This window comes from Streptomyces sp. DT224 (genome assembly GCF_049844595.1).
GTDB lineage: Bacteria > Actinomycetota > Actinomycetes > Streptomycetales > Streptomycetaceae > Streptomyces.
In genome coordinates this window covers 368,935-388,374 of sequence record NZ_JBNCLI010000010.1, presented here as the reverse complement: position 1 = coordinate 388,374, position 19,440 = coordinate 368,935, and the positions used below count along the sequence as shown (strand labels likewise).

Sequence of the window (19,440 nt, the reverse complement as noted above, 5' to 3'; positions counted from 1 at the left end):
ACCCGGAAGCTAAGCCTTTCAGCGCCGATGGTACTGCAGGGGGGACCCTGTGGGAGAGTAGGACGCCGCCGAACAATCATTGTGGGAAAGCCCCGTGCCGCTGGCACGGGGCTTTTCTGCGTTTCCGGTGAGGATGGCCAACCCGCCCGTAGCCGCCGGCCCGAGCGGTCCGGGCGGTTTTGCATATCCCCCGGATCAGGGTATGCTTTAGCTCGTTGCCGCAGGGCAGCAAGGCCCCAATAGCTCAGTCGGTAGAGCGTCTCCATGGTAAGGAGAAGGTCTGCGGTTCGATTCCGCATTGGGGCTCAGAAGAAAGAAAGGCCCCGCCGGATGGCGGGGCCTTTCTTCATGCTCGGGGTCTGAGGGCTGTCCTGTGATCCCTGGCTGCGCACGACGAAAGCTGTGGCGCCCGCCAGGGATCACGGGACAGCCCTCAGTGAGGTTCCGGGACCCTCATCGTCAGGATGGCCATGTCGTCCGAGGGCGGTTCGGCGGCGAATCGCTCGACCGCCCGGAGGATGCGTGCGGCCACCGCACCTGCCGTAAGTCCTGTGCAGTGGGCGAGCACGTCCGCCAAGCCGTCGTCGCCGAGCATCCGTGTACCCTCACGGCGTTCCGTCACCCCGTCGGTCACGCACAGCAGGACATCGCCCGGCTCCAGCGTGAACGTCTGCTCGTACAGCTCCAGGTCCTCCATGACGCCGAGCAACGGCTGCGGGTCCGCCGCCGGCTCCACCGAGCCGTCCTGGCGCAGGCGCAGCGGCAGCGGGTGTCCCGCACACACGACCTTCAGGAGCGCGCTGCCGTCCTCCTGCGGCCACAACTCGCCGTAGAGCAGAGTGAGGAAGCGGCTGCGGGCCCCCTCGTCGAGGATCGCGGCGTTGAGCCGCTCCAGGACCGCGGGGCCTCCGAAGCCCTCCCGGGCCAGCAGGCGCAGGGCGTGTCGCGCGAGGCCCGTCACGGCCGCCGCCTCCGGCCCCGTACCGCACACGTCGCCGATGGCGAACCCGTACGCGCCGTCCCGGATCGGGAACACGTCGTAGAAGTCGCCGCCGACCTCGTTGCCCTCGCCGGCCGCGCGGTAGATGACGTCCACCTCGACGTTGGGGACGGCCGGGAGGCCCGGCGGGAGGAGGCTGCGCTGAAGGGACTGGCTGATCGCCGTGCGCTCCGAGTAGAGGCGGGCGTTGTCCAGGGCCAGGGCGGCCCGGCGGGACAGGTCCTCGGCCAGTTCCAGGATCTCCTGGCGGAAGTGGTCGTCGGACGGTTTGCCGAGCGTCAGCATGCCGATGACACGGTTCCGGGCGACCAGAGGGAGGACGACGGTCTCGCCGCCCACCGCCGCCGCGGTCGCCAGCGTCGTACGCGTGGTGGAGCCGAGGCCGCCCGGGTCGCCGATGCCGATACTCCGCATCGAGGTCCGCAGCGCCGCCTCGTGGGCGGCCTGAGACGGAGCGGCCCACACCCGCGCCCCGGGGGTCCGTACGGGCTCCGGCGGGGAGATCCTGGTGAGCAGGCTCTTGAGCCCGTCGATACGCTCCTCGTCCTCGTGCAGCACGTAGGAGAGCTCCGGGTCCGACGCCGGGTCGGCGATCGTATAGACGGCGCACCACGTTGCCAGCGTCGGGACCGTCATCTGGGCCATCAGGGCCAGCGTCTGGTCCCGGTCCAGGGTGCCCGCCAGCAGGTCCGACGCCTCGACGAGGAAGGACAGCGAGCCGCGGCGCAGCCGCTCCAGCTCACCTAGGCGGGCCGACTCGACCGCGAGGGCGATCCGGTCCGCGGCGAACTGCAGACGCAGCGCTTCCTCGTTGGAATAGCGGCCGGCGCCCTCGGCCGCGACGCCCAGGGAGCCCGTGAGGCGCCCCTCGACCTTCAGCGGGACCGTGACCACCGAGCGCATGCCGGTGTTGCCGAGCAGCGGGACCGCGCCGGGGACGGCGTCCAGGTCCTCATGGACGGCGGGCATCCGGGCGGAGCCGTACCGGCCGGTGCCGGCCTCGACGGGCACGCGGGCGAAGCGCTGACGGGCGGAGGGCAGGCCGGTCGTGGCCCGCACCTCCAGCTCGGTCTCGTCGTCCGTGGCGAGCAGGAGGAAGGCGGCGTCGGCGTCGAGCATGTCGCGCGCCCGCTCGACGGTGCGCTGGAGCAGGCCGTCGAGGTCGTCGGGGGCGGGGGAGCCGATGAAGATCTCGAAGGGGTCCGTCTTGCGGCTCTCGGCGGTGTCCGAGACCGGGGTGCGCGCGGGGGTCTGCAGGACCGCGCGCTCGTAGTCGCGCACCAGCAGGCAGACCGTGGACGGTTCGCCCTGGGGGTCCCGTACGCGCAGGTGGGAGCCGTAGACCGGAATAGTGCGGCCGTCGGCGCCCCGGATGCCGTAGCTGCCCTCCCAGCGGGAGAGGCGCAGGGCGTCCGCGATGCCGGTGCTGGTGCCGGGGGTTTGCGGCCAGGCGGTGAAGTCGGCGAACTGCTTGCCGATGACCTGGTCCGCCGCGTAGCCGAAGAGATAAGCGGCGTCGTCGTTCCACGCGGCCACCGCGGCCTCGCTGTCGATCTGGACGACGGCGACCCTGACGCGTTCGTCGGTGACCGGGAGCAGACCGACGGGCAGCAGCGGACCGGCCGAGCGGACGCCCACCGGGCGGTCCGGGAGGTCGAGTTGGAACCAGACATGTTTGCGCGTGGGGGAGTACTCGACGCCCCAGCGGGAAGCGAGAGCCGCGCACAGCAGCAGACCGCGGCCGTTCTCGCTGTCGAGGCTGCCGAGGTCGAGGCCCGTCGTCTGGAGGGGGATCTCCCGTTCCGGGTAGTGGTCGGCGATCTCCACCCGGACGCCGTCCTCCGTGCGCAGACACAGCACGTCCGCGGCGGTGCCGGCGTGGATCACGGCATTGGTGACGAGCTCGCTGGTCAGGACGACGGCGTCGTCGACGACGTCGGTGTATCCCCAGCCCTGGAGCGTGTCGCGGACAAAGGCACGGGCCGTCGCGACGGAGCGCGCCACCGGGTCGAAGGTGGCAGCCGCACGCGCCGTGATCACAGCACTCCCCATATGGTGTCTCGTCGCTTCCCCGAGTCCGTGCCCGTTTCTCGCCGCTTCGATTCGCCTGCCAGGCTAGACGCTCCGCCCGGGCACCGGATACACGAGGGCGGACTTCGGACAGGCCCGGGCGGGAACGGACGGACGACCGGACAGGATGGGCTTCCCTCCGGAGGGATGTGGGACAACCATGGGAGGTTCCACCCCGACCGGTTCCCGCCTGGTACGTTTCAACGATTTGACGTCCGCATGGTCACCCGTCGACGGTGGGCTGTGGCGGTGAGCCATGGAAGTTCTGGGCAAGCTCTCGGACGAGGTCCTAGCTAGATGGTCAACCCCTGCGGGAGGGACACGGTGGAGTCTGACGTGGCGGCGCGGGGTTCGGGTACGCGCAGTAAGGGCGGTCGGTCCGTGAAGAAGCAGCGCAATGGAACCGTCGAGGTGGACGCGGCGGCGCTGCACAGACTGCTGGCCGGTCTGGTCGCCATGCGCGACGGCAACTTCCGCAGGCGCGTGACGGTCTCCGGCGAAGGCGTGATGGCGGAGCTCGCCGCGGTCTTCAACGAGGTCGCCGACCGCAACGTGCACCTCACCGGCGAGCTGGCACGGGTGCGGCGTGTGGTCGGACGGGAGGGCAAGCTCACCGAACGGCTGGAGACGGGCGCCTGCGAGGGCTCCTGGGCGGCCGCGATCGACGCCTCGAACGAGCTGGTGGACGATCTGGCCCGCCCGGTCTCCGAGGTCGGGCGGGTGCTGTCGGCGGTGGCCGACGGTGATCTCGAACAGCGGATGGAGCTGCGCTCCCATACGGCGGACGACACGGTACGGCCGCTGCGCGGCGAGTTTCTGAAGGTCGCGCGCACCGTCAACAACCTGGTCGACCAGCTGTCGGCGTTCACCGAGCAGGTGACGCGGGTCGCGGTCGAGGTGGGGACCGAGGGCAAGCTCGGCGGCCAGGCGCAGGTGCGCGGGATGTCCGGGTCGTGGAAGGACCTCACGGACTCGGTCAACACCATGGCGTACCGGCTGACCGCGCAGGTGCGCGACATCGCCCTGGTGACGACGGCGGTGGCGAAGGGTGATCTGTCGCGGAAGGTCACCGTTCATGTGGCCGGCGAGATGCTCCAGTTGAAGAACACCGTCAACACGATGGTCGACCAGCTGTCCTCGTTCTCCTCCGAGGTGACCCGGGTCGCCCGCGAGGTGGGCACGGAGGGTGAGCTGGGCGGCCAGGCCGTGGTGCCCGGGGTCGCCGGGGTGTGGAAGGACCTGACGGACTCCGTCAACACGATGGCCGGCAACCTCACCTCCCAGGTGCGCGGCATCGCGGAGGTGACGACAGCGGTCGCCAACGGTGACCTGTCGCAGAAGGTCCAGGTCAGCGCGCGTGGCGAGGTCGCCCAGCTCGCCGAGACGATCAACCAGATGACCGAGACGCTGCGCACCTTCGCGGACGAGGTCACCCGCGTGGCCAGCGAGGTCGGCGGGCAGGGTGTGCTCGGCGGCCAGGCGCAGGTGCCGGGCGCCGCCGGGACCTGGAAGGACCTCACCGACTCGGTGAACACGGTCTTCCGGAACCTGACGACGCAGGTGCGCGACATCGCCCAGGTGACCACGGCGGTGGCCAGCGGCGACATGACGCAGAAGGTCACCGTCGACGTGGCCGGCGAGATGCTGGAGCTGAAGAACACCGTCAACACGATGGTCGACCAGCTCCAGTCCTTCGGTTCGGAAGTGACCCGGGTGGCCCGGGAGGTCGGCGTCGAGGGCCGGCTCGGCGGGCAGGCCGAGGTGCCGGGCGCCGCCGGGACCTGGAAGGACCTCACGGACTCCGTGAACACGGCCTTCCACAACCTGACCGGGCAGGTGCGTGACATCGCCCAGGTGACGACGGCCGTCGCGAACGGTGACCTGTCGCAGAAGGTCACCGTCGACGTGGCCGGCGAGATGCTGGAGCTGAAGAACACCGTCAACACGATGGTGGCGCAGCTCTCCTCCTTCGCCGACCAGGTCACGCGGATGGCCCGTGACGTCGGCACCGAGGGCCGCCTCGGCGGTCAGGCACGGGTCGACGGCGTCTCCGGCACCTGGAAGGAACTCACCGACTCCGTCAACTTCATGGCGGGGAACCTCACCTCCCAGGTGCGCCAGATCGCGCAGGTCACGACTGCGGTGGCGCGGGGCGACCTGTCGCAGAAGATCGACGTGGACGCGCGCGGCGAGATCCTGGAGCTGAAGAACACCATCAACACGATGGTCGACCAGCTCTCCGCCTTCGCCGAACAGGTGACCAGGGTCGCCCGCGAGGTGGGCACGGACGGACGCCTCGGCGGCCAGGCGCAGGTGCCCGGCGTGGCCGGTGTGTGGCGTGACCTGACCGATTCGGTGAACGGGATGGCGGGGAACCTGACCGCTCAGGTCCGCAACATCGCGCAGGTCGCCACAGCGGTGGCGCGCGGTGACCTGTCGCAGAAGATCGACGTGGACGCGCGCGGCGAGATCCTGGAGCTGAAGAACACCCTCAACACGATGGTCGACCAGCTCTCGAACTTCGCGGAGCAGGTGACGCGGGTGGCCCGCGAGGTGGGCACCGAGGGAATGCTCGGCGGCCAGGCCGAGGTGCAGGGGGTCTCGGGCACGTGGAAGGACCTCACGCAGTCCGTCAACGGCATGGCCAACAACCTCACGATCCAGGTGCGGAACATCGCCGAGGTGACCACCGCGGTCGCCAACGGAGACCTCTCCAAGAAGATCACCGTCGATGCCAAGGGCGAGATCCTCGAACTGGTGACGACGGTCAACACGATGGTCGACCAGCTGTCGTCCTTCTCCTCGGAGGTGACCCGGGTGGCCCGCGAGGTCGGCACCGAGGGCATCCTCGGGGGCCAGGCGCGGGTGCGCGGGGCGACGGGCATCTGGAAGGACCTCAGCGACAACGTCAACCTGATGGCCAACAACCTGACCAGCCAGGTGCGCAACATCTCCCGCGTCTCGTCCGCCGTCGCCAACGGTGATCTGACGAAGAAGGTCACCGTCGAGGCGCGCGGCGAGGTCGCCGAGCTGGCCGACACCGTCAACACCATGGTGACGACGCTGTCCTCGTTCGCGGACGAGGTGACCCGGGTCGCCCGGGAGGTCGGCACGGAGGGCGAGCTCGGCGGCCAGGCGCGCGTCCCGGGCGTCTCCGGTACGTGGAAGGACCTCACCGAGTCCGTGAACTCGATGGCGTCCAACCTGACGGGCCAGGTGCGCCAGATCGCCGCCGTCACGACGGCCATCGCCAAGGGCGACCTGACCAAGAAGATCGACATCGATGCGCGCGGCGAGATCCTGGAGCTGAAGAACACCATCAACACGATGGTCGACCAGCTCTCCTCGTTCGCCGAGCAGGTGACCCGGGTCGCCCGCGAGGTGGGCACCGAGGGCCAGCTCGGCGGCCAGGCGCGGGTGCGCGACGTGGACGGCACCTGGCGCGACCTCACCGAATCGGTGAACGAGATGGCCGGGAACCTGACCCGTCAGGTGCGGGCCATCGCCGCCGTGGCGACGGCGGTGACGCGCGGCGACCTCAACCTGAAGATCGACGTGGACGCGGCGGGGGAGATCCAGGCACTCCAGGACAACATCAACACGATGATCGCGAACCTGCGCGACACCACCGCCACGAACAAGGAGCAGGACTGGCTGAAGGGCAACCTCGCCCGCATCTCCGGTCTGATGCAGGGGCGCCGCGACCTGGACGACGTGGCCTCGCTCATCATGAGCGAGCTGACTCCCGTGGTCTCCGCACAGCACGGCGCGTTCTTCCTCGCCACGCCCACCGGTGAGACCGACGCGCTGGGCGCCGAGGCCGAGGGGGCGTACGAGCTGCGCATGCGGGGAAGCTACGGCTACTCCGCCGGCTCCATGCCGACGTCCTTCCGGCCGGGCGAGACGCTCATCGGCACGGCCGCCGAGGAGAAGCGGACGATCCAGGTGGACAACGTGCCGCCGGGATACCTGAAGATCTCCTCCGGGCTCGGTGAGGCGCCGCCCGCGCATGTGATCGTGCTTCCGGTGCTGTTCGAGGGCAAGGTTCTCGGGGTCATCGAACTGGCCTCGTTCCAGCCGTTCACGCACATTCAGCGGGACTTCCTGAACCAGCTCGCGGAAATGATCGCCACGAGCGTCAACACGATCAGCGTCAACACGACGACCGAGAAGCTGCTCGAACAGTCGCAGGAGCTCACCGAGCAATTGCGGGACCGCTCGCAGGAACTGGAGAACCGGCAGAAGGCACTCCAGGCGTCCAACGCCGAACTGGAGGAGAAGGCCGAGCTGCTGGCCAGGCAGAACCGCGACATCGAGGTCAAGAACACCGAGATCGAGGAGGCGCGGCAGGTACTGGAGGAGCGCGCCGAGCAGCTCGCCGTCTCGATGCGCTACAAGTCCGAGTTCCTGGCGAACATGTCGCACGAGCTGCGTACGCCCCTCAACTCGCTGCTCATTCTGGCCAAGCTGCTCGCGGACAACGCCGAGGGCAATCTCTCGCCGAAGCAGGTGGAATTCGCCGAGACGATCCACGGAGCCGGTTCCGACCTGCTCCAGCTGATCAACGACATCCTCGACCTGTCGAAGGTCGAGGCGGGCAAGATGGACGTGAGTCCGACGCGGATCGCCCTGGTGCAGCTGGTCGATTACGTGGAGGCGACCTTCCGGCCGCTCACCGCGGAAAAGGGGCTGGATTTCTCCGTACGGGTGTCGCCGGAGCTGCCGGCCACGCTGCACACGGACGAGCAGCGGCTCCTCCAGGTGCTGCGCAACCTGCTGTCCAACGCGGTCAAGTTCACTGACAGCGGGGCCGTCGAGCTGGTGATCAGGCACGCGGGCCAGGAGGTGCCGGACGCCATCCGCGAGCAGTTGCTGGAGGCCGGTTCGCTGCGGGACGCGGACGGTGAGCTGATCGCCTTCTCGGTGACCGACACCGGCATCGGGATCGCGGCCAGCAAGATGCGGGTCATCTTCGAGGCGTTCAAGCAGGCGGACGGGACGACCAGCCGCAAGTACGGGGGCACGGGCCTCGGCCTGTCCATCAGCCGCGAGATCGCGCGGCTGCTGGGCGGCGAGATCCACGCGGCGAGCGAGCCGGGTCGCGGCTCCACGTTCACGCTGTACCTGCCGCTGCACCCGAGCGAACTCCCGCCGCAGGGCTACCCGCAACTCGCTCCGGGGCAGGCCGACGGCCCGACCGGCGCGATCGAGGGCGCCCGGACGCCGGAGGCCGGACAGGTGTACGTGCCGGACCCCGCCCAGGCCGCCCCGCGCCGCCGGCGCAAGGCGCTCGGGCGCACGCAGCAGCAGCCCGCGCTGCCGCCGCGTCCGGCGCCCGCTCCCGCCGCGCAGCCGGCTCCGGCCGCCGAGCCGGAGTCATGGGCCGTGGGCGGTCAGGAGGAGCCGGAGACCCGCAGGACGTTCCGGTTCGGCGGCGAGAAGGTGCTGATCGTCGACGACGACATCCGCAACGTCTTCGCGCTGACCAGCGTGCTGGAGCAGCACGGACTGACGGTTCTGTACGCCGAGAACGGGCGCGAGGGCATTGAAGTCCTGGAGCAGCACGACGATGTGACGGTCGTACTGATGGACATCATGATGCCGGAGATGGACGGCTACGCGACGACCTCGGCGATCCGCAGGATGCCGCAGTTCGCCGCGCTGCCGATCGTGGCGCTGACCGCCAAGGCGATGAAGGGCGACAAGGAGAAGGCGCTCGAATCGGGTGCGTCCGACTATGTCACCAAGCCGGTCGATCCCGACCATCTTCTTTCGGTCATGGAAGGGTGGATGCGGGGAGAGTGAGCACTCACTGAGAGAATCCATGAAGATTTGTTGACCGGTGGTGTCCGCAGGAGTGTGGGGACGCGGATTGCGGGGAACCTTCTGGTCCCCCGCCGCGTTCCCGGTATGTGCACAGTGACATCACGGTGACAGGGTGTGGTGACCGCCGGGGTGCGGCTACCATGACCGGCACAAGGACGGGCGGCGTAAGGGTGTCGCCCCCCGGGGCGGCGCCCGGTGCAATTCCGGGGCGAGGAGGGCGGGCCATGGTGCAGAAGGCCAAGATCCTCCTGGTCGATGACCGGCCGGAGAATCTGCTGGCGCTGGAGGCCATCCTCTCTGCGCTCGATCAGACACTGGTTCGGGCATCGTCAGGGGAGGAGGCGCTCAAAGCGCTGCTCACGGACGACTTCGCGGTCATTCTGCTGGACGTCCAGATGCCGGGCATGGACGGATTCGAAACCGCCGCGCACATCAAGCGGCGGGAACGGACCCGGGACATCCCGATCATCTTCCTCACCGCGATCAATCACGGCCCGCACCACACCTTCCGGGGTTACGCGGCCGGCGCGGTGGACTACATCTCGAAGCCGTTCGACCCGTGGGTGCTGCGCGCCAAGGTCTCGGTCTTCGTGGAGCTGTACATGAAGAACTGCCAGCTGCGCGAGCAGGCGGCGCTGCTGCGGCTCCAGCTGGAGGGCGGCGGCCGCACGGGCGCCCAGCAGGACAGGGAGCCCGCCGGTCTGCTGGCCGAGCTCTCCGCACGGCTCGCGGCCGTCGAAGAGCAGGCGGAGGCGCTGTCGAAGCAGCTTGACGACGAGTCCGCCGACGCGGGCGCGGTGGCGACGGCCGCCCATCTCGAACGGAAGCTGACCGGTCTGCGCCGCGCGCTCGACGCGCTGGAGCCGGGTGCCGGAGGGGCTTCGGCGGCTCTTCCCTCGTAACGGCGTACCCGCTGGGTGGGGGGCGGGGCGCCTTCGGGTGCGCCCGGGCAACTGAGCGGCGGCTGAGGGGTTTCGGGGCGTGCTCGCCGGTGAGGGCGCGTCAGTTTCCGGCCCGCGCGCGGCGACACGGACGGGTGAACCGGTACGCCCACCTGTTCACGGGCGTGGACACCGGTAACCTCGGCACCATGGCCTCACGTACGTCCGGCAAGGGTTCCCAGGGCACGGCGGGCACCGCGAAGCGCGTCGGCGGTGGCCCGGGTCCGGCGAAGAAATCCGCGCCCGCCAAGAAGACCGCAGCGAAGAAGGCGCCCGCGAAGAAGGCGCCGGCCAAGAAGACCGCGGCGAAGAAGGCCGCTCCGCCGCGTCCGGCGCCCTCGCCCACCAACGGCGTGTACCGGCTGGCGCGGGCGCTCTGGCTCGGCGCGGCCCACGGCGTCGGCGCGATGCTCCGCGGCATAGGGCGCGGAGCGAAGGGCCTCGACCCCGCCCACCGCAAGGACGGCGTCGCGCTGCTGCTGCTCGGCCTCGCGCTGATCGTCGCCGCGGGCACCTGGTCGAACCTGCGCGGCCCCGTGGGCGACCTCGTGGAAATGCTCGTCACCGGGGCGTTCGGCCGGCTCGACCTGCTCGTGCCGATACTGCTGGGCGTCATCGCGGTGCGGCTGATCCTCTATCCCCAGCGGCCCGAGGCCAACGGCCGCATCGTCATCGGTCTCTCCGCCCTGGTCATCGGCGTGCTCGGGCAGGTCCACATCGCGTGCGGTTCGCCGGGGCGCGACGAGGGGACCGAGGCCATGCAGGACGCGGGCGGCCTCATCGGCTGGGCGGCCTCCAAACCGCTGATCTTCGCCATGGGCGAGGTGCTGGCCGTGCCGCTGCTCCTGCTGCTCACGGTCTTCGGGCTGCTGGTCGTCACGGCGACCCCGGTGAACGCCATCCCGCAGCGGCTGCGGCTGCTCGGCGTCAAGCTGGGCATCGTGGAGCCGGCGTACGACCCCGAGGAGCCGGGCGACGACGAGCGGTACGACGAGCGGTGGCGCGAGGCACTGCCGCCCCGCTCCCGCCGCTCCCAGGCGCCCGACGCCTACGACCCGGACGTCGCGGAGTCCGAGGCGCTGTCCAAGCGCCGCAGGCCGCGCAGGCCCTCCGTACAGCCCGCGATGAACCGCACGATGGACGCGGTGGACGTCGCGGCCGCCGCTGCCGCCGCGCTCGACGGCGCCGTGCTCAACGGGATGCCGCCCTCGCCGGTCGTCGCCGACCTGACCCAGGGCGTCTCGGTCGAGCGCGAGCGGGCGGGCACTCCGGTGCCCGGTGCCAGGGAGGCGGAGCCGGCCGGGAAGCGGGCGGAGGCCACGCCCGGGGCCGGTGTACCCGATCTGACCAAGCCGGCTCCCGAGCCCTCCGAGCCCCAGTCGCTGCCCGCCCGGGCCGAACAGCTCCAGCTCTCCGGCGACATCACGTACTCACTGCCCTCGCTCGACCTGCTGGAGCGAGGCGGTCCCGGCAAGACCCGGAGCGCCGCCAACGACGCGATCGTCGCCTCGCTGACCAACGTGTTCACCGAGTTCAAGGTGGACGCCGCCGTCACCGGCTTCACCCGCGGGCCGACGGTGACGCGGTACGAGGTGGAGCTCGGCCCGGCCGTGAAGGTCGAGCGGATCACGGCGCTCACCAAGAACATCGCGTACGCCGTCGCCAGCCCCGACGTCCGCATCATCTCGCCGATTCCGGGCAAGTCCGCGGTCGGCATCGAGATCCCCAACTCCGACCGGGAGATGGTCAACCTCGGTGACGTACTGCGGCTGGCGGACGCGGCCGAGGACGACCACCCCATGCTCGTCGCGCTCGGCAAGAACGTGGAGGGCGGCTACGAGATGGCCAACCTCGCGAAGATGCCGCACGTCCTGGTGGCCGGTGCGACCGGATCCGGCAAGTCGTCCTGCATCAACTGCCTGATCACCTCGATCATGGTGCGGGCCACGCCGGAGGACGTCCGGATGGTCCTGGTCGACCCGAAGCGGGTCGAGCTCACCGCGTACGAAGGCATTCCGCACCTGATCACGCCGATCATCACCAACCCCAAGAAGGCTGCCGAGGCGCTTCAGTGGGTCGTACGGGAGATGGATCTGCGCTACGACGACCTCGCGGCCTTCGGTTACCGGCACATCGACGACTTCAACCACGCCGTGCGCACCGGCAAGCTCAAGACGCCGGAGGGCAGCGAACGGGAGCTCACGCCCTATCCGTATCTGCTGGTGATCGTCGACGAGCTGGCCGATCTGATGATGGTCGCCCCGCGCGACGTCGAGGACTCGATCGTCCGCATCACCCAGCTGGCCCGTGCCGCCGGCATCCACCTGGTGCTCGCCACGCAGCGCCCCTCGGTGGACGTCGTCACCGGTCTGATCAAGGCGAACGTCCCCTCACGGCTCGCCTTCGCCACGTCCTCGCTCGCCGACAGCCGCGTCATCCTGGACCAGCCCGGCGCCGAGAAGCTCATCGGGAAGGGTGACGGTCTGTTCCTGCCGATGGGCGCGAACAAGCCGACCCGTATGCAGGGGGCCTTCGTCACCGAGGACGAGGTCGCGGCGGTCGTCCAGCACTGCAAGGACCAGATGGCCCCGGTCTTCCGCGACGACGTGGTCGTCGGCACGAAGCAGAAGAAGGAGATCGACGAGGACATCGGCGACGACCTCGACCTGCTGTGCCAGGCCGCCGAGCTGGTCGTCTCCACCCAGTTCGGATCGACCTCGATGCTCCAGCGCAAGCTGCGGGTCGGCTTCGCCAAGGCCGGACGGCTGATGGACCTGATGGAGTCGCGCAACATCGTCGGACCGAGCGAGGGGTCCAAGGCGCGCGACGTCCTGGTGAAACCCGACGAGCTCGACGGGGTGTTGGCACAGATCCGTGGGGAAACCGCTTCGTAAGAGTTTTACGGGCAACCGTTTCGCCGGGCCGTACGTCAAGTTGAAGGGAAGGGCGGAACGTCCTTCCCCGGGGCGTCCCGGCGAAACCGGCTCTGTTCGAATCTGATGGCGTACAAAGTCCACCCGCCCGGTTGCCCCACCCTTTCGCACCCCCCCTAGACTGAACACCCAGCAGGTGGCTCACGCTCGAAAGGCGCCCCCGTGTCCATCGGCAACTCCCCCGAAGACGACCGGCCTTCGATCGGCCGAGTGCTCCAGCAGGCTCGTCTCGCCGCAGGTCTCACGGTCGAAGAGGTCAGCACGTCCACCCGGGTGCGCATCCCCATCGTGCACGCGATCGAGCAGGAGGACTTCTCCCGCTGCGGCGGCGACGTGTACGCCCGCGGCCACATCCGTACGCTCGCCCGTGCCGTCGGCACCGACCCGGAACGGCTGATCGCGCAGTACGACGCCGAGCACGGCGGGCGTCCCGCGCCCACGCCGGCGGCGCCGCTGTTCGAGGCCGAACGCATCCGCTCCGAACCCCGCAGGCCCAACTGGACGGCGGCCATGGTCGCGGCGATCGTCGCCGTGGTCGGCTTCGTCGGCTTCACCTTCTTCAAGGGCGGCGACGACGGTCCCTCGACCGCCGGCCGCGTCGCCGAGGGGCCGACCTCCGACAAGATCGCTCCGAAGCCCTCCGCCAGCAAGCCCGCCGACCCCAAGCCGGCCCCGTCCGAGAGCGCCATCGCCGCGGCGCCCCAGGACAAGGTGACCGTCAAGCTCAGCGCCACCCAGGGCAAGAGCTGGATCTCCGCCAAGGACCACAACGGCCGGTCCCTCTTCGACGGCACCCTCCAGCAGGGCCAGTCGAAGACCTTCCAGGACAAGGAGCGCGTCGACCTCATCCTCGGCAACGCGGGCTCGATCGAGCTCTTCGTGAACGGGAAGAAGGTCGAGGACCAGTTCAAGCCCGGACAGGTCGAACGCCTCTCGTACACCAAGGGCGACCCCGAGGTCGGCTGACCGGTCACCCTCGGACATCGCGGCGCGGCGAGCGCCCGGCCACCGTGCCGGGCGCTCGCCGTCTTTGTCACCGTGGGTGACGGCGGAACCCTCCGCGGCGGGGCCGGTGCCGGGACAAAGTAGTCTTGAGTCCATGCCCGAACGCCGTACCGTCGCCCTTGTCACTCTTGGCTGCGCCCGTAACGAGGTGGACTCGGAGGAGCTCGCAGGCCGCCTGGCAGCGGACGGCTGGGAGCTCGTCGAGGATGCCTCCGATGCCGATGTCGCCGTCGTCAACACCTGTGGGTTCGTCGAGGCCGCCAAGAAGGACTCCGTCGACGCCCTCCTCGAAGCCAATGATCTGAAGGACCACGGCCGCACCCAGGCCGTCGTCGCCGTCGGCTGCATGGCCGAGCGCTACGGCAAGGACCTCGCCGAGGCCCTGCCGGAAGCGGACGGCGTCCTCGGTTTCGACGATTACGCCGACATCTCCGACCGCCTCCAGACCATCCTCAACGGCGGCATCCACGCCTCCCACACCCCCCGCGACCGCCGCAAGCTGCTGCCGATCAGCCCCGCCGAGCGGCAGGACGCCGCCGTCTCCCTGCCCGGCCACGCACAGGAGATCGCGCCCGCCCCCGCCGACCTGCCGGAGGGCGTCGCCCCGGTCTCCGGGCCGCGCGCACCGCTGCGCCGCCGGCTGGGCACCAGCCCCGTCGCCTCGGTCAAGCTGGCCTCCGGCTGCGACCGCCGCTGCTCCTTCTGCGCCATCCCGTCCTTCCGCGGCTCCTTCATCTCCCGCCGCCCCTCGGACGTGCTGGGCGAGACGCGCTGGCTCGCCGAGCAGGGCGTGAAGGAGGTCATGCTGGTCTCCGAGAACAACACCTCGTACGGCAAGGACCTCGGTGACATCCGTCTCCTGGAGACCCTGCTGCCCGAGCTCGCGGAGGTCGACGGGATCGAGCGGATCCGCGTCAGCTACCTGCAGCCCGCCGAGATGCGGCCCGGCCTGATCGACGTCCTCACCTCGACGCCGAAGGTCGCGCCCTACTTCGACCTCTCCTTCCAGCACTCCGCACCCGGCGTGCTCCGGGCGATGCGCCGCTTCGGCGACACCGACCGCTTCCTGGAGCTGCTGGACACGATCCGGGGCAAGGCGCCGCAGGCCGGTGCCCGGTCCAACTTCATCGTCGGCTTCCCCGGCGAGACCGAGGACGACCTCGCGGAGCTGGAACGGTTCCTCACGGGCGCCCGTCTCGACGCGATCGGCGTCTTCGGCTACTCCGACGAGGAGGGCACCGAGGCGGTCGGCTACGACAACAAGCTCGACGCCGACGTCATCGCGGAGCGCCTCGCGCACATCTCGCAGCTCGCCGAGGAGCTGACCTCGCAGCGCGCCGAGGAACGCCTGGGCGAGACGCTCCAGGTGCTGGTCGAGTCCGTCGAGCCCACCGAGGACGAGCCGCGCGCCTACGGCCGTGCCGCGCACCAGGCGCCCGAAACCGATGGTCAGGTGCTCTTCACCGCACGCGAGGGCCTGGTCCCGGGCCGTATGGTCGAGGCAAAGGTCGTGGGCACCGAAGGGGTGGACCTGATCGCCGAGTGCAGCGAGCTTGTGGAGGTAGCCAGATGACCGGAGTCCCGGCATCCGCGGCAGGCGGTTCCGGCGCGACGCCGGTCCGCGGCGGAAAGCTGGGCGCCGCTGCGGTCAATCAGGCCAGTCTGTGGAACATCGCCAACCTCCTGACGATGGCCCGGCTCGTGCTCGTCCCCGGCTTCGTGGTGCTGCTGCTCCACGACGGCGGATACGACCCTGCCTGGCGCTCCTTCGCCTGGGCCGCCTTCGCCATCGCCATGATCACCGACCTGTTCGACGGGCATCTGGCACGCACGTACAACCTGGTCACCGACTTCGGGAAGATCGCCGACCCGATCGCCGACAAGGCGATCATGGGCGCGGCGCTGATCTGTCTGTCGTACCTGGGCGACCTGCCCTGGTGGGTCACGGGCGTGATCCTCTTCCGCGAGCTGGGCATCACGCTGATGCGGTTCTGGGTGATCCGGCACGGGGTCATTCCCGCCAGTCGCGGCGGCAAGATGAAGACGCTGGCGCAGGGGACGGCCGTCGGGATGTACGTCCTGGCGCTGACCGGTCCGCTGGCAACCCTGCGCTTCTGGGTGATGGCGGTGGCCGTCGTGTTGACGGTCGTCACCGGTCTGGACTACGTCCGTCAGGCCGTCGTGCTGCGGCGCCAGGGCCTCGCGGCGGAACGCGCGGCCTCGGAGGCGTCCCGTGCCGCCTCCGAGGAGAGCGGCACGGCAGCCGGGGCGGCGGGGGCCCGGGGCCCGGCGGAGGCCGAGCGGTGACTGCGGCGGGCCGGGTGCTGCGGCTGCTCGTCGAGCGGGGGCAGACCCTCGCCGTCGCGGAGTCGCTGACCGGCGGCATGGTCGCGGCCGAACTCACGTCCGTACCGGGCGCCTCCCAAGCCTTCAGGGGCTCGGTGACGGCTTACGCGACCCCTCTCAAGAGTGAAGTCCTGGGGGTGGACGCCGGTCTTCTGGCGGAGCGCGGAGCGGTCGACGCGGACGTCGCGCGTCAGATGGCGACAGGCGTACGGCGGGCTCTGGGCGCAGACTGGGGAGTGGCGACCACGGGCGTCGCCGGCCCCGAACCCCAGGACGGCCAACCCGTCGGGACGGTCTTCGTCGCGGTCAGCGGTCCGCACGGCACCGAGAAAGTGGCCGCGCTGCGGTTGAACGGTGACCGGGCGGACATCCGTAAGAAGAGCGTACGAAGCGCGCTCGACCTGCTCTCGGGCGAACTCCATGAGAATGCGAGCGCACAGGATACGGAAGAGAACGGGGGGAATTGATGTTTGCAGCCCTGAGTGAACACGACATCGCTCCCCGCACGGCCGCAGCGCTAGGCGGTACGGTGGGGCGTGAAGGATGCGGCTACGCGGTCCGAGGAGGGAGCCACCGATGATTCTGCTCCGTCGCCTGCTGGGTGACGTGCTGCGTCGGCAGCGCCAGCGCCAAGGCCGTACTCTGCGCGAAGTCTCCTCGTCCGCCCGAGTTTCGCTCGGCTATCTCTCCGAGGTGGAGCGGGGGCAGAAGGAGGCATCCTCCGAACTGCTCTCCGCCATTTGCGACGCGCTTGACGTACGGATGTCCGAGCTCATGCGTGAAGTGAGCGATGAGCTGTCCCTGGCCGAACTGGCCGAGTCGGCAGCGGCCAGCGATCCGGTACCTGTACCGGTGCGCCCCATGCTCAACTCCGTCTCCGTTACCTCGGTGGCGGGTGTACCGACGGGGCGGGTGACCATCAAGGCACCCGCGGAAGCGGTGGACGTGGTCGCCGCCTGACCGTTCGGTTCGGTGTGAAGCCGAGGCCCCGGTTCTTCCCCAGCTGCGGGGGAGGACCGGGGCTTTCGTGTGCCTACGGGTGGATTTCGTGAGGCTTCTCGTGTGTCAGCGGGGCGATGGGGGGCAGGCGCGTGGATGAGAGACCGAGGAAGCCTTCCGAGTGGACTTGTCGGAGTCGTCGGACGCTTTCTCGGATGACCGTTTTGCTTCGTTTGTGCCATCGTGGGTGGTGCTGAACGGAACGGATTCCAGATCGGAGACGTGCATGTCTGTGGTGAAGAGCCCACTGTCCGAGACCGACCTCAAGACTGTCGGAGACGCCCTCCAGGGCGCTCTGGTGGATCTCCTCGACCTTTCTCTGGTGGCCAAGCAGGTCCACTGGAACGTGGTCGGGCCGCGGTTCAGGTCCGTGCACCTCCAGCTCGACGACGTCGTGGACACCGCTCGCCAGCACTCCGACACCGTCGCGGAGCGGGCGTCCGCGCTCGGCGTCAACCCGGACGGCCGAGCCGCGACGATCGCCAAGAGCACGGCCATGGCCTCCGTGTCCGAAGGCTGGATCAAGGACGTGGACGCGGTGAAGACCCTGGTCGACGCCCTCGGCGTGGTGATCGGGCGGATGCGCGAACGCATCGAGGCGACCGAGACACCGGACCCGGTCAGCCAGGACATCCTGATCACGCTGACCGCCGATCTCGAGAAGCACGCGTGGATGTTCCAGGCCGAGAGCGCCTGAGCGAAGACCATCACTCAACGGATTTCTCCGACGGAGGTACGAGCATGAGGAACGAAGGCGCGAAGGACAAGGTCACCGGCAAGGCGAAGGAAGCCATGGGCAAGATGACCGGCGACCGTCGCAAGGAGGCCGAGGGCAAGGCCGACCAGGCCAAGGGCAAGGCCAAGGACGCCATGGACGGGGCCCGTGACCGGGCGGACGGCGTCAAGGACTCCCTGAACGACGACAAGGACTGAACCCCTCGGTCTGCGGCGGAGCCCCCACTCGTGCGGTGGGGGCTCCGCGCTGAGAGGGGGCCGGCGCGGGGTGGTGCGGCCCGCGCTGTGCGCGCCGGGGGTGCAACGGTGCGCTCTCGCCCCGGAGGAACGGGCGCGACTAGGGTCCTTCGTTTGGATCAAGCCGGAGGAGGCAGCCATGGTACGGCGATGGGTGCCGGCGCTCGTTCTCTGCGGCGTGTGGTGGTGGGCCGTGCTGCGGCTGATACTGGCCCCGGCGCACGCCGGGGTGGTAGAGGGAGCGGTGGCGGCGGGCGGATGGGGGCTCAGCCTCCTGCCCGTGCACGTGGCCGCGACGGCCAGACCCCTCGGCATCTTCGACGCGGGTACGGGCCTGCTGCGACGCGGTACGACGTGGGCCCGGAGGAGAGCGGGAGCGTGGCGGCGGTGGGTGGTCAGGTAGGGGGCCTGGAGGGCCGCTCCGGCAGGTAGCCACGCCTTCTTTGGCAGCGGGGGTGCGTCAGGCGGGCCCCGGACCGGTCTGGCAGTTGGGGCACCAGTAGGCGGGGCGGTCGTCCTGTTCGGCAGCGCGGATCGGGGTTCCGCAGCGCAGGCAGGGACGGTGCGTCCGGCCGTAGACCCAGAGGTTTTCGCTCGGTCTCCGCGCGCGGGCGCCGGCGCTCGCGACGGTACGGGAACGGCCTCCGGCCGTCGTGACGCGGTTCGGGCGGTCGCGGTTGGCGTCGAGGAGCTGGTGCGCCGTGCTGACCAGCAGGGCGGCCGTCCGGGCGGGCAGCTCGCCGATGGGAAGCCAGGGCGTGGCGCGGGCCAGGAAGCAGAGCTCGGCCTTGTAGATGTTCCCGATGCCGGCCAGGTTGCGCTGGTCGAGCAGGGCCTCGCCGAGCGGGCGGGCGGGGTCGCTCAGCAGATTCCGCAGCGCCGTGTCGGCGTCCCAGTCCGGCCCGAGCAGATCGGGGCCGAGATGGCCGACCGCCTGCTCCTCGTCCTGGGTGCGCATGAGCTCCAGGACCGGAAGGCGGTAGCCGACGGCGGTGCGGGCCGCGTTGCCCAGGACGGCGCGGATCTGGTGGGCGGGGCCGCCGCGCCAGCGCTCGCCCGGGGCGTAGATCCGCCAGGCGCCGTCCATCCGCAGGTGGCTGTGCAGGGTGAGGCCGCCCTCGATCCGGGTCAGCAGGTGCTTGCCCCGGGCGGTGACGTCGAGGACGGCCCGGCCCGTGAGGTCTGCGGTGGCGATCCGGGGGACGCGGAGGTCGGACGTGGTGAGGACCTGTCCGGCCAGAGCGTGGTGCAGCCGCGCGGCGGTCTGCAGGACGGTGTCTCCTTCGGGCATGCCTCCATGATGCGTGGAACGGGAACGAGGGGGCCCGCCCCCGGCGGCCGGTCCGGG

General features: G+C 70.0%; 13 protein-coding genes, 1 tRNA gene and 1 rRNA gene. 13 read left to right on the top strand and 2 right to left on the bottom strand.

Annotated elements, in window-relative coordinates; all coding sequences use genetic code 11:
* Positions 1-74: ribosomal RNA gene (gene rrf, locus ACLQ2N_RS26130) — 5S ribosomal RNA — on the top strand; the annotation flags it as partial.
* Positions 75-233: 159 nt separating this feature from the next.
* Positions 234-306, top strand: a tRNA-Thr gene (locus tag ACLQ2N_RS26125).
* A 127-nt stretch (positions 307-433) separates the two neighbouring features.
* Here ACLQ2N_RS26125 and ACLQ2N_RS26120 read toward each other — a convergent pair.
* Positions 434-3,040, bottom strand: coding sequence for a SpoIIE family protein phosphatase (locus ACLQ2N_RS26120; protein ID WP_425816573.1), 2,607 nt, complete (start codon positions 3,038-3,040; stop codon positions 434-436).
* 411 nt (positions 3,041-3,451) lie between these two features.
* Here ACLQ2N_RS26120 and ACLQ2N_RS26115 point away from each other — a divergent pair, with 411 nt between their 5' ends.
* The 11 genes from ACLQ2N_RS26115 (at position 3,452) to ACLQ2N_RS26065 (ending at position 18,495) form a co-directional block, all read left to right on the top strand.
* Positions 3,452-8,875, top strand: coding sequence for a HAMP domain-containing protein (locus tag ACLQ2N_RS26115; protein ID WP_425816572.1), 5,424 nt, complete (start codon positions 3,452-3,454; stop codon positions 8,873-8,875).
* A 245-nt stretch (positions 8,876-9,120) separates the two neighbouring features.
* Entirely contained in the window at positions 9,121-9,798 is a 678-nt protein-coding gene (locus ACLQ2N_RS26110) for a response regulator (RefSeq protein ID WP_425816571.1), read from the top strand.
* 188 nt (positions 9,799-9,986) lie between these two features.
* On the top strand, positions 9,987-12,731 hold the full coding sequence (locus ACLQ2N_RS26105) for a DNA translocase FtsK (RefSeq protein ID WP_425816570.1): 2,745 nt from the start codon (positions 9,987-9,989) through the stop codon (positions 12,729-12,731).
* Positions 12,732-12,932: 201 nt separating this feature from the next.
* On the top strand, positions 12,933-13,736 hold the full coding sequence (locus ACLQ2N_RS26100) for a helix-turn-helix domain-containing protein (RefSeq protein WP_425816569.1): 804 nt from the start codon (positions 12,933-12,935) through the stop codon (positions 13,734-13,736).
* 133 nt (positions 13,737-13,869) lie between these two features.
* Positions 13,870-15,348 (top strand): 30S ribosomal protein S12 methylthiotransferase RimO, encoded by a 1,479-nt coding sequence (gene rimO / locus ACLQ2N_RS26095; RefSeq protein WP_425816568.1) that lies wholly within the window; start codon positions 13,870-13,872, stop codon positions 15,346-15,348.
* Entirely contained in the window at positions 15,345-16,082 is a 738-nt protein-coding gene (pgsA, locus tag ACLQ2N_RS26090) for a CDP-diacylglycerol--glycerol-3-phosphate 3-phosphatidyltransferase (protein WP_425816567.1), read from the top strand. The genes rimO and pgsA overlap by 4 nt, the downstream gene beginning before the upstream one ends.
* Complete coding sequence (locus ACLQ2N_RS26085; protein WP_425816566.1) at positions 16,079-16,588, top strand: CinA family protein; 510 nt, start codon at positions 16,079-16,081, stop codon at positions 16,586-16,588. Before pgsA ends, ACLQ2N_RS26085 begins: the two co-directional genes overlap by 4 nt.
* A 109-nt stretch (positions 16,589-16,697) precedes the next feature.
* Positions 16,698-17,081, top strand: a complete 384-nt coding sequence (locus ACLQ2N_RS26080; protein ID WP_018105285.1) for a helix-turn-helix domain-containing protein — start codon at positions 16,698-16,700, stop codon at positions 17,079-17,081.
* Positions 17,082-17,346: 265 nt separating this feature from the next.
* On the top strand, positions 17,347-17,817 hold the full coding sequence (locus ACLQ2N_RS26075; protein WP_425816565.1) for a Dps family protein: 471 nt from the start codon (positions 17,347-17,349) through the stop codon (positions 17,815-17,817).
* 44 nt (positions 17,818-17,861) lie between these two features.
* Positions 17,862-18,053, top strand: coding sequence for a CsbD family protein (locus ACLQ2N_RS26070; RefSeq protein ID WP_073967370.1), 192 nt, complete (start codon positions 17,862-17,864; stop codon positions 18,051-18,053).
* 178 nt (positions 18,054-18,231) lie between these two features.
* A complete protein-coding gene (locus ACLQ2N_RS26065; RefSeq protein WP_425816564.1) occupies positions 18,232-18,495 on the top strand; it encodes a hypothetical protein in 264 nt (87 codons plus the stop codon).
* A 57-nt stretch (positions 18,496-18,552) separates the two neighbouring features.
* Here ACLQ2N_RS26065 and ACLQ2N_RS26060 read toward each other — a convergent pair whose 3' ends face one another.
* Positions 18,553-19,383, bottom strand: coding sequence for a DNA-formamidopyrimidine glycosylase family protein (locus ACLQ2N_RS26060; protein WP_425816563.1), 831 nt, complete (start codon positions 19,381-19,383; stop codon positions 18,553-18,555).
* Positions 19,384-19,440: the final 57 nt, after the last annotated feature.

Excerpts from the sequence above, each read along its gene's own strand:
- ACLQ2N_RS26075 (WP_425816565.1), top strand. The coding sequence starts at position 17,347 with ATGTCTGTGGTGAAGAGCCCACTGTCCGAGACCGACCTCAAGACTGTC.
- pgsA (WP_425816567.1), top strand. The coding sequence starts at position 15,345 with ATGACCGGAGTCCCGGCATCCGCGGCAGGCGGTTCCGGCGCGACGCCG.
- rimO (WP_425816568.1), top strand. The coding sequence starts at position 13,870 with ATGCCCGAACGCCGTACCGTCGCCCTTGTCACTCTTGGCTGCGCCCGT.
- ACLQ2N_RS26070 (WP_073967370.1), top strand. The coding sequence starts at position 17,862 with ATGAGGAACGAAGGCGCGAAGGACAAGGTCACCGGCAAGGCGAAGGAA.
- ACLQ2N_RS26080 (WP_018105285.1), top strand. The coding sequence starts at position 16,698 with ATGATTCTGCTCCGTCGCCTGCTGGGTGACGTGCTGCGTCGGCAGCGC.
- ACLQ2N_RS26105 (WP_425816570.1), top strand. The coding sequence starts at position 9,987 with ATGGCCTCACGTACGTCCGGCAAGGGTTCCCAGGGCACGGCGGGCACC.
- ACLQ2N_RS26065 (WP_425816564.1), top strand. The coding sequence starts at position 18,232 with ATGGTACGGCGATGGGTGCCGGCGCTCGTTCTCTGCGGCGTGTGGTGG.
- ACLQ2N_RS26110 (WP_425816571.1), top strand. The coding sequence starts at position 9,121 with ATGGTGCAGAAGGCCAAGATCCTCCTGGTCGATGACCGGCCGGAGAAT.
- ACLQ2N_RS26060 (WP_425816563.1), bottom strand. The coding sequence starts at position 19,383 with ATGCCCGAAGGAGACACCGTCCTGCAGACCGCCGCGCGGCTGCACCAC.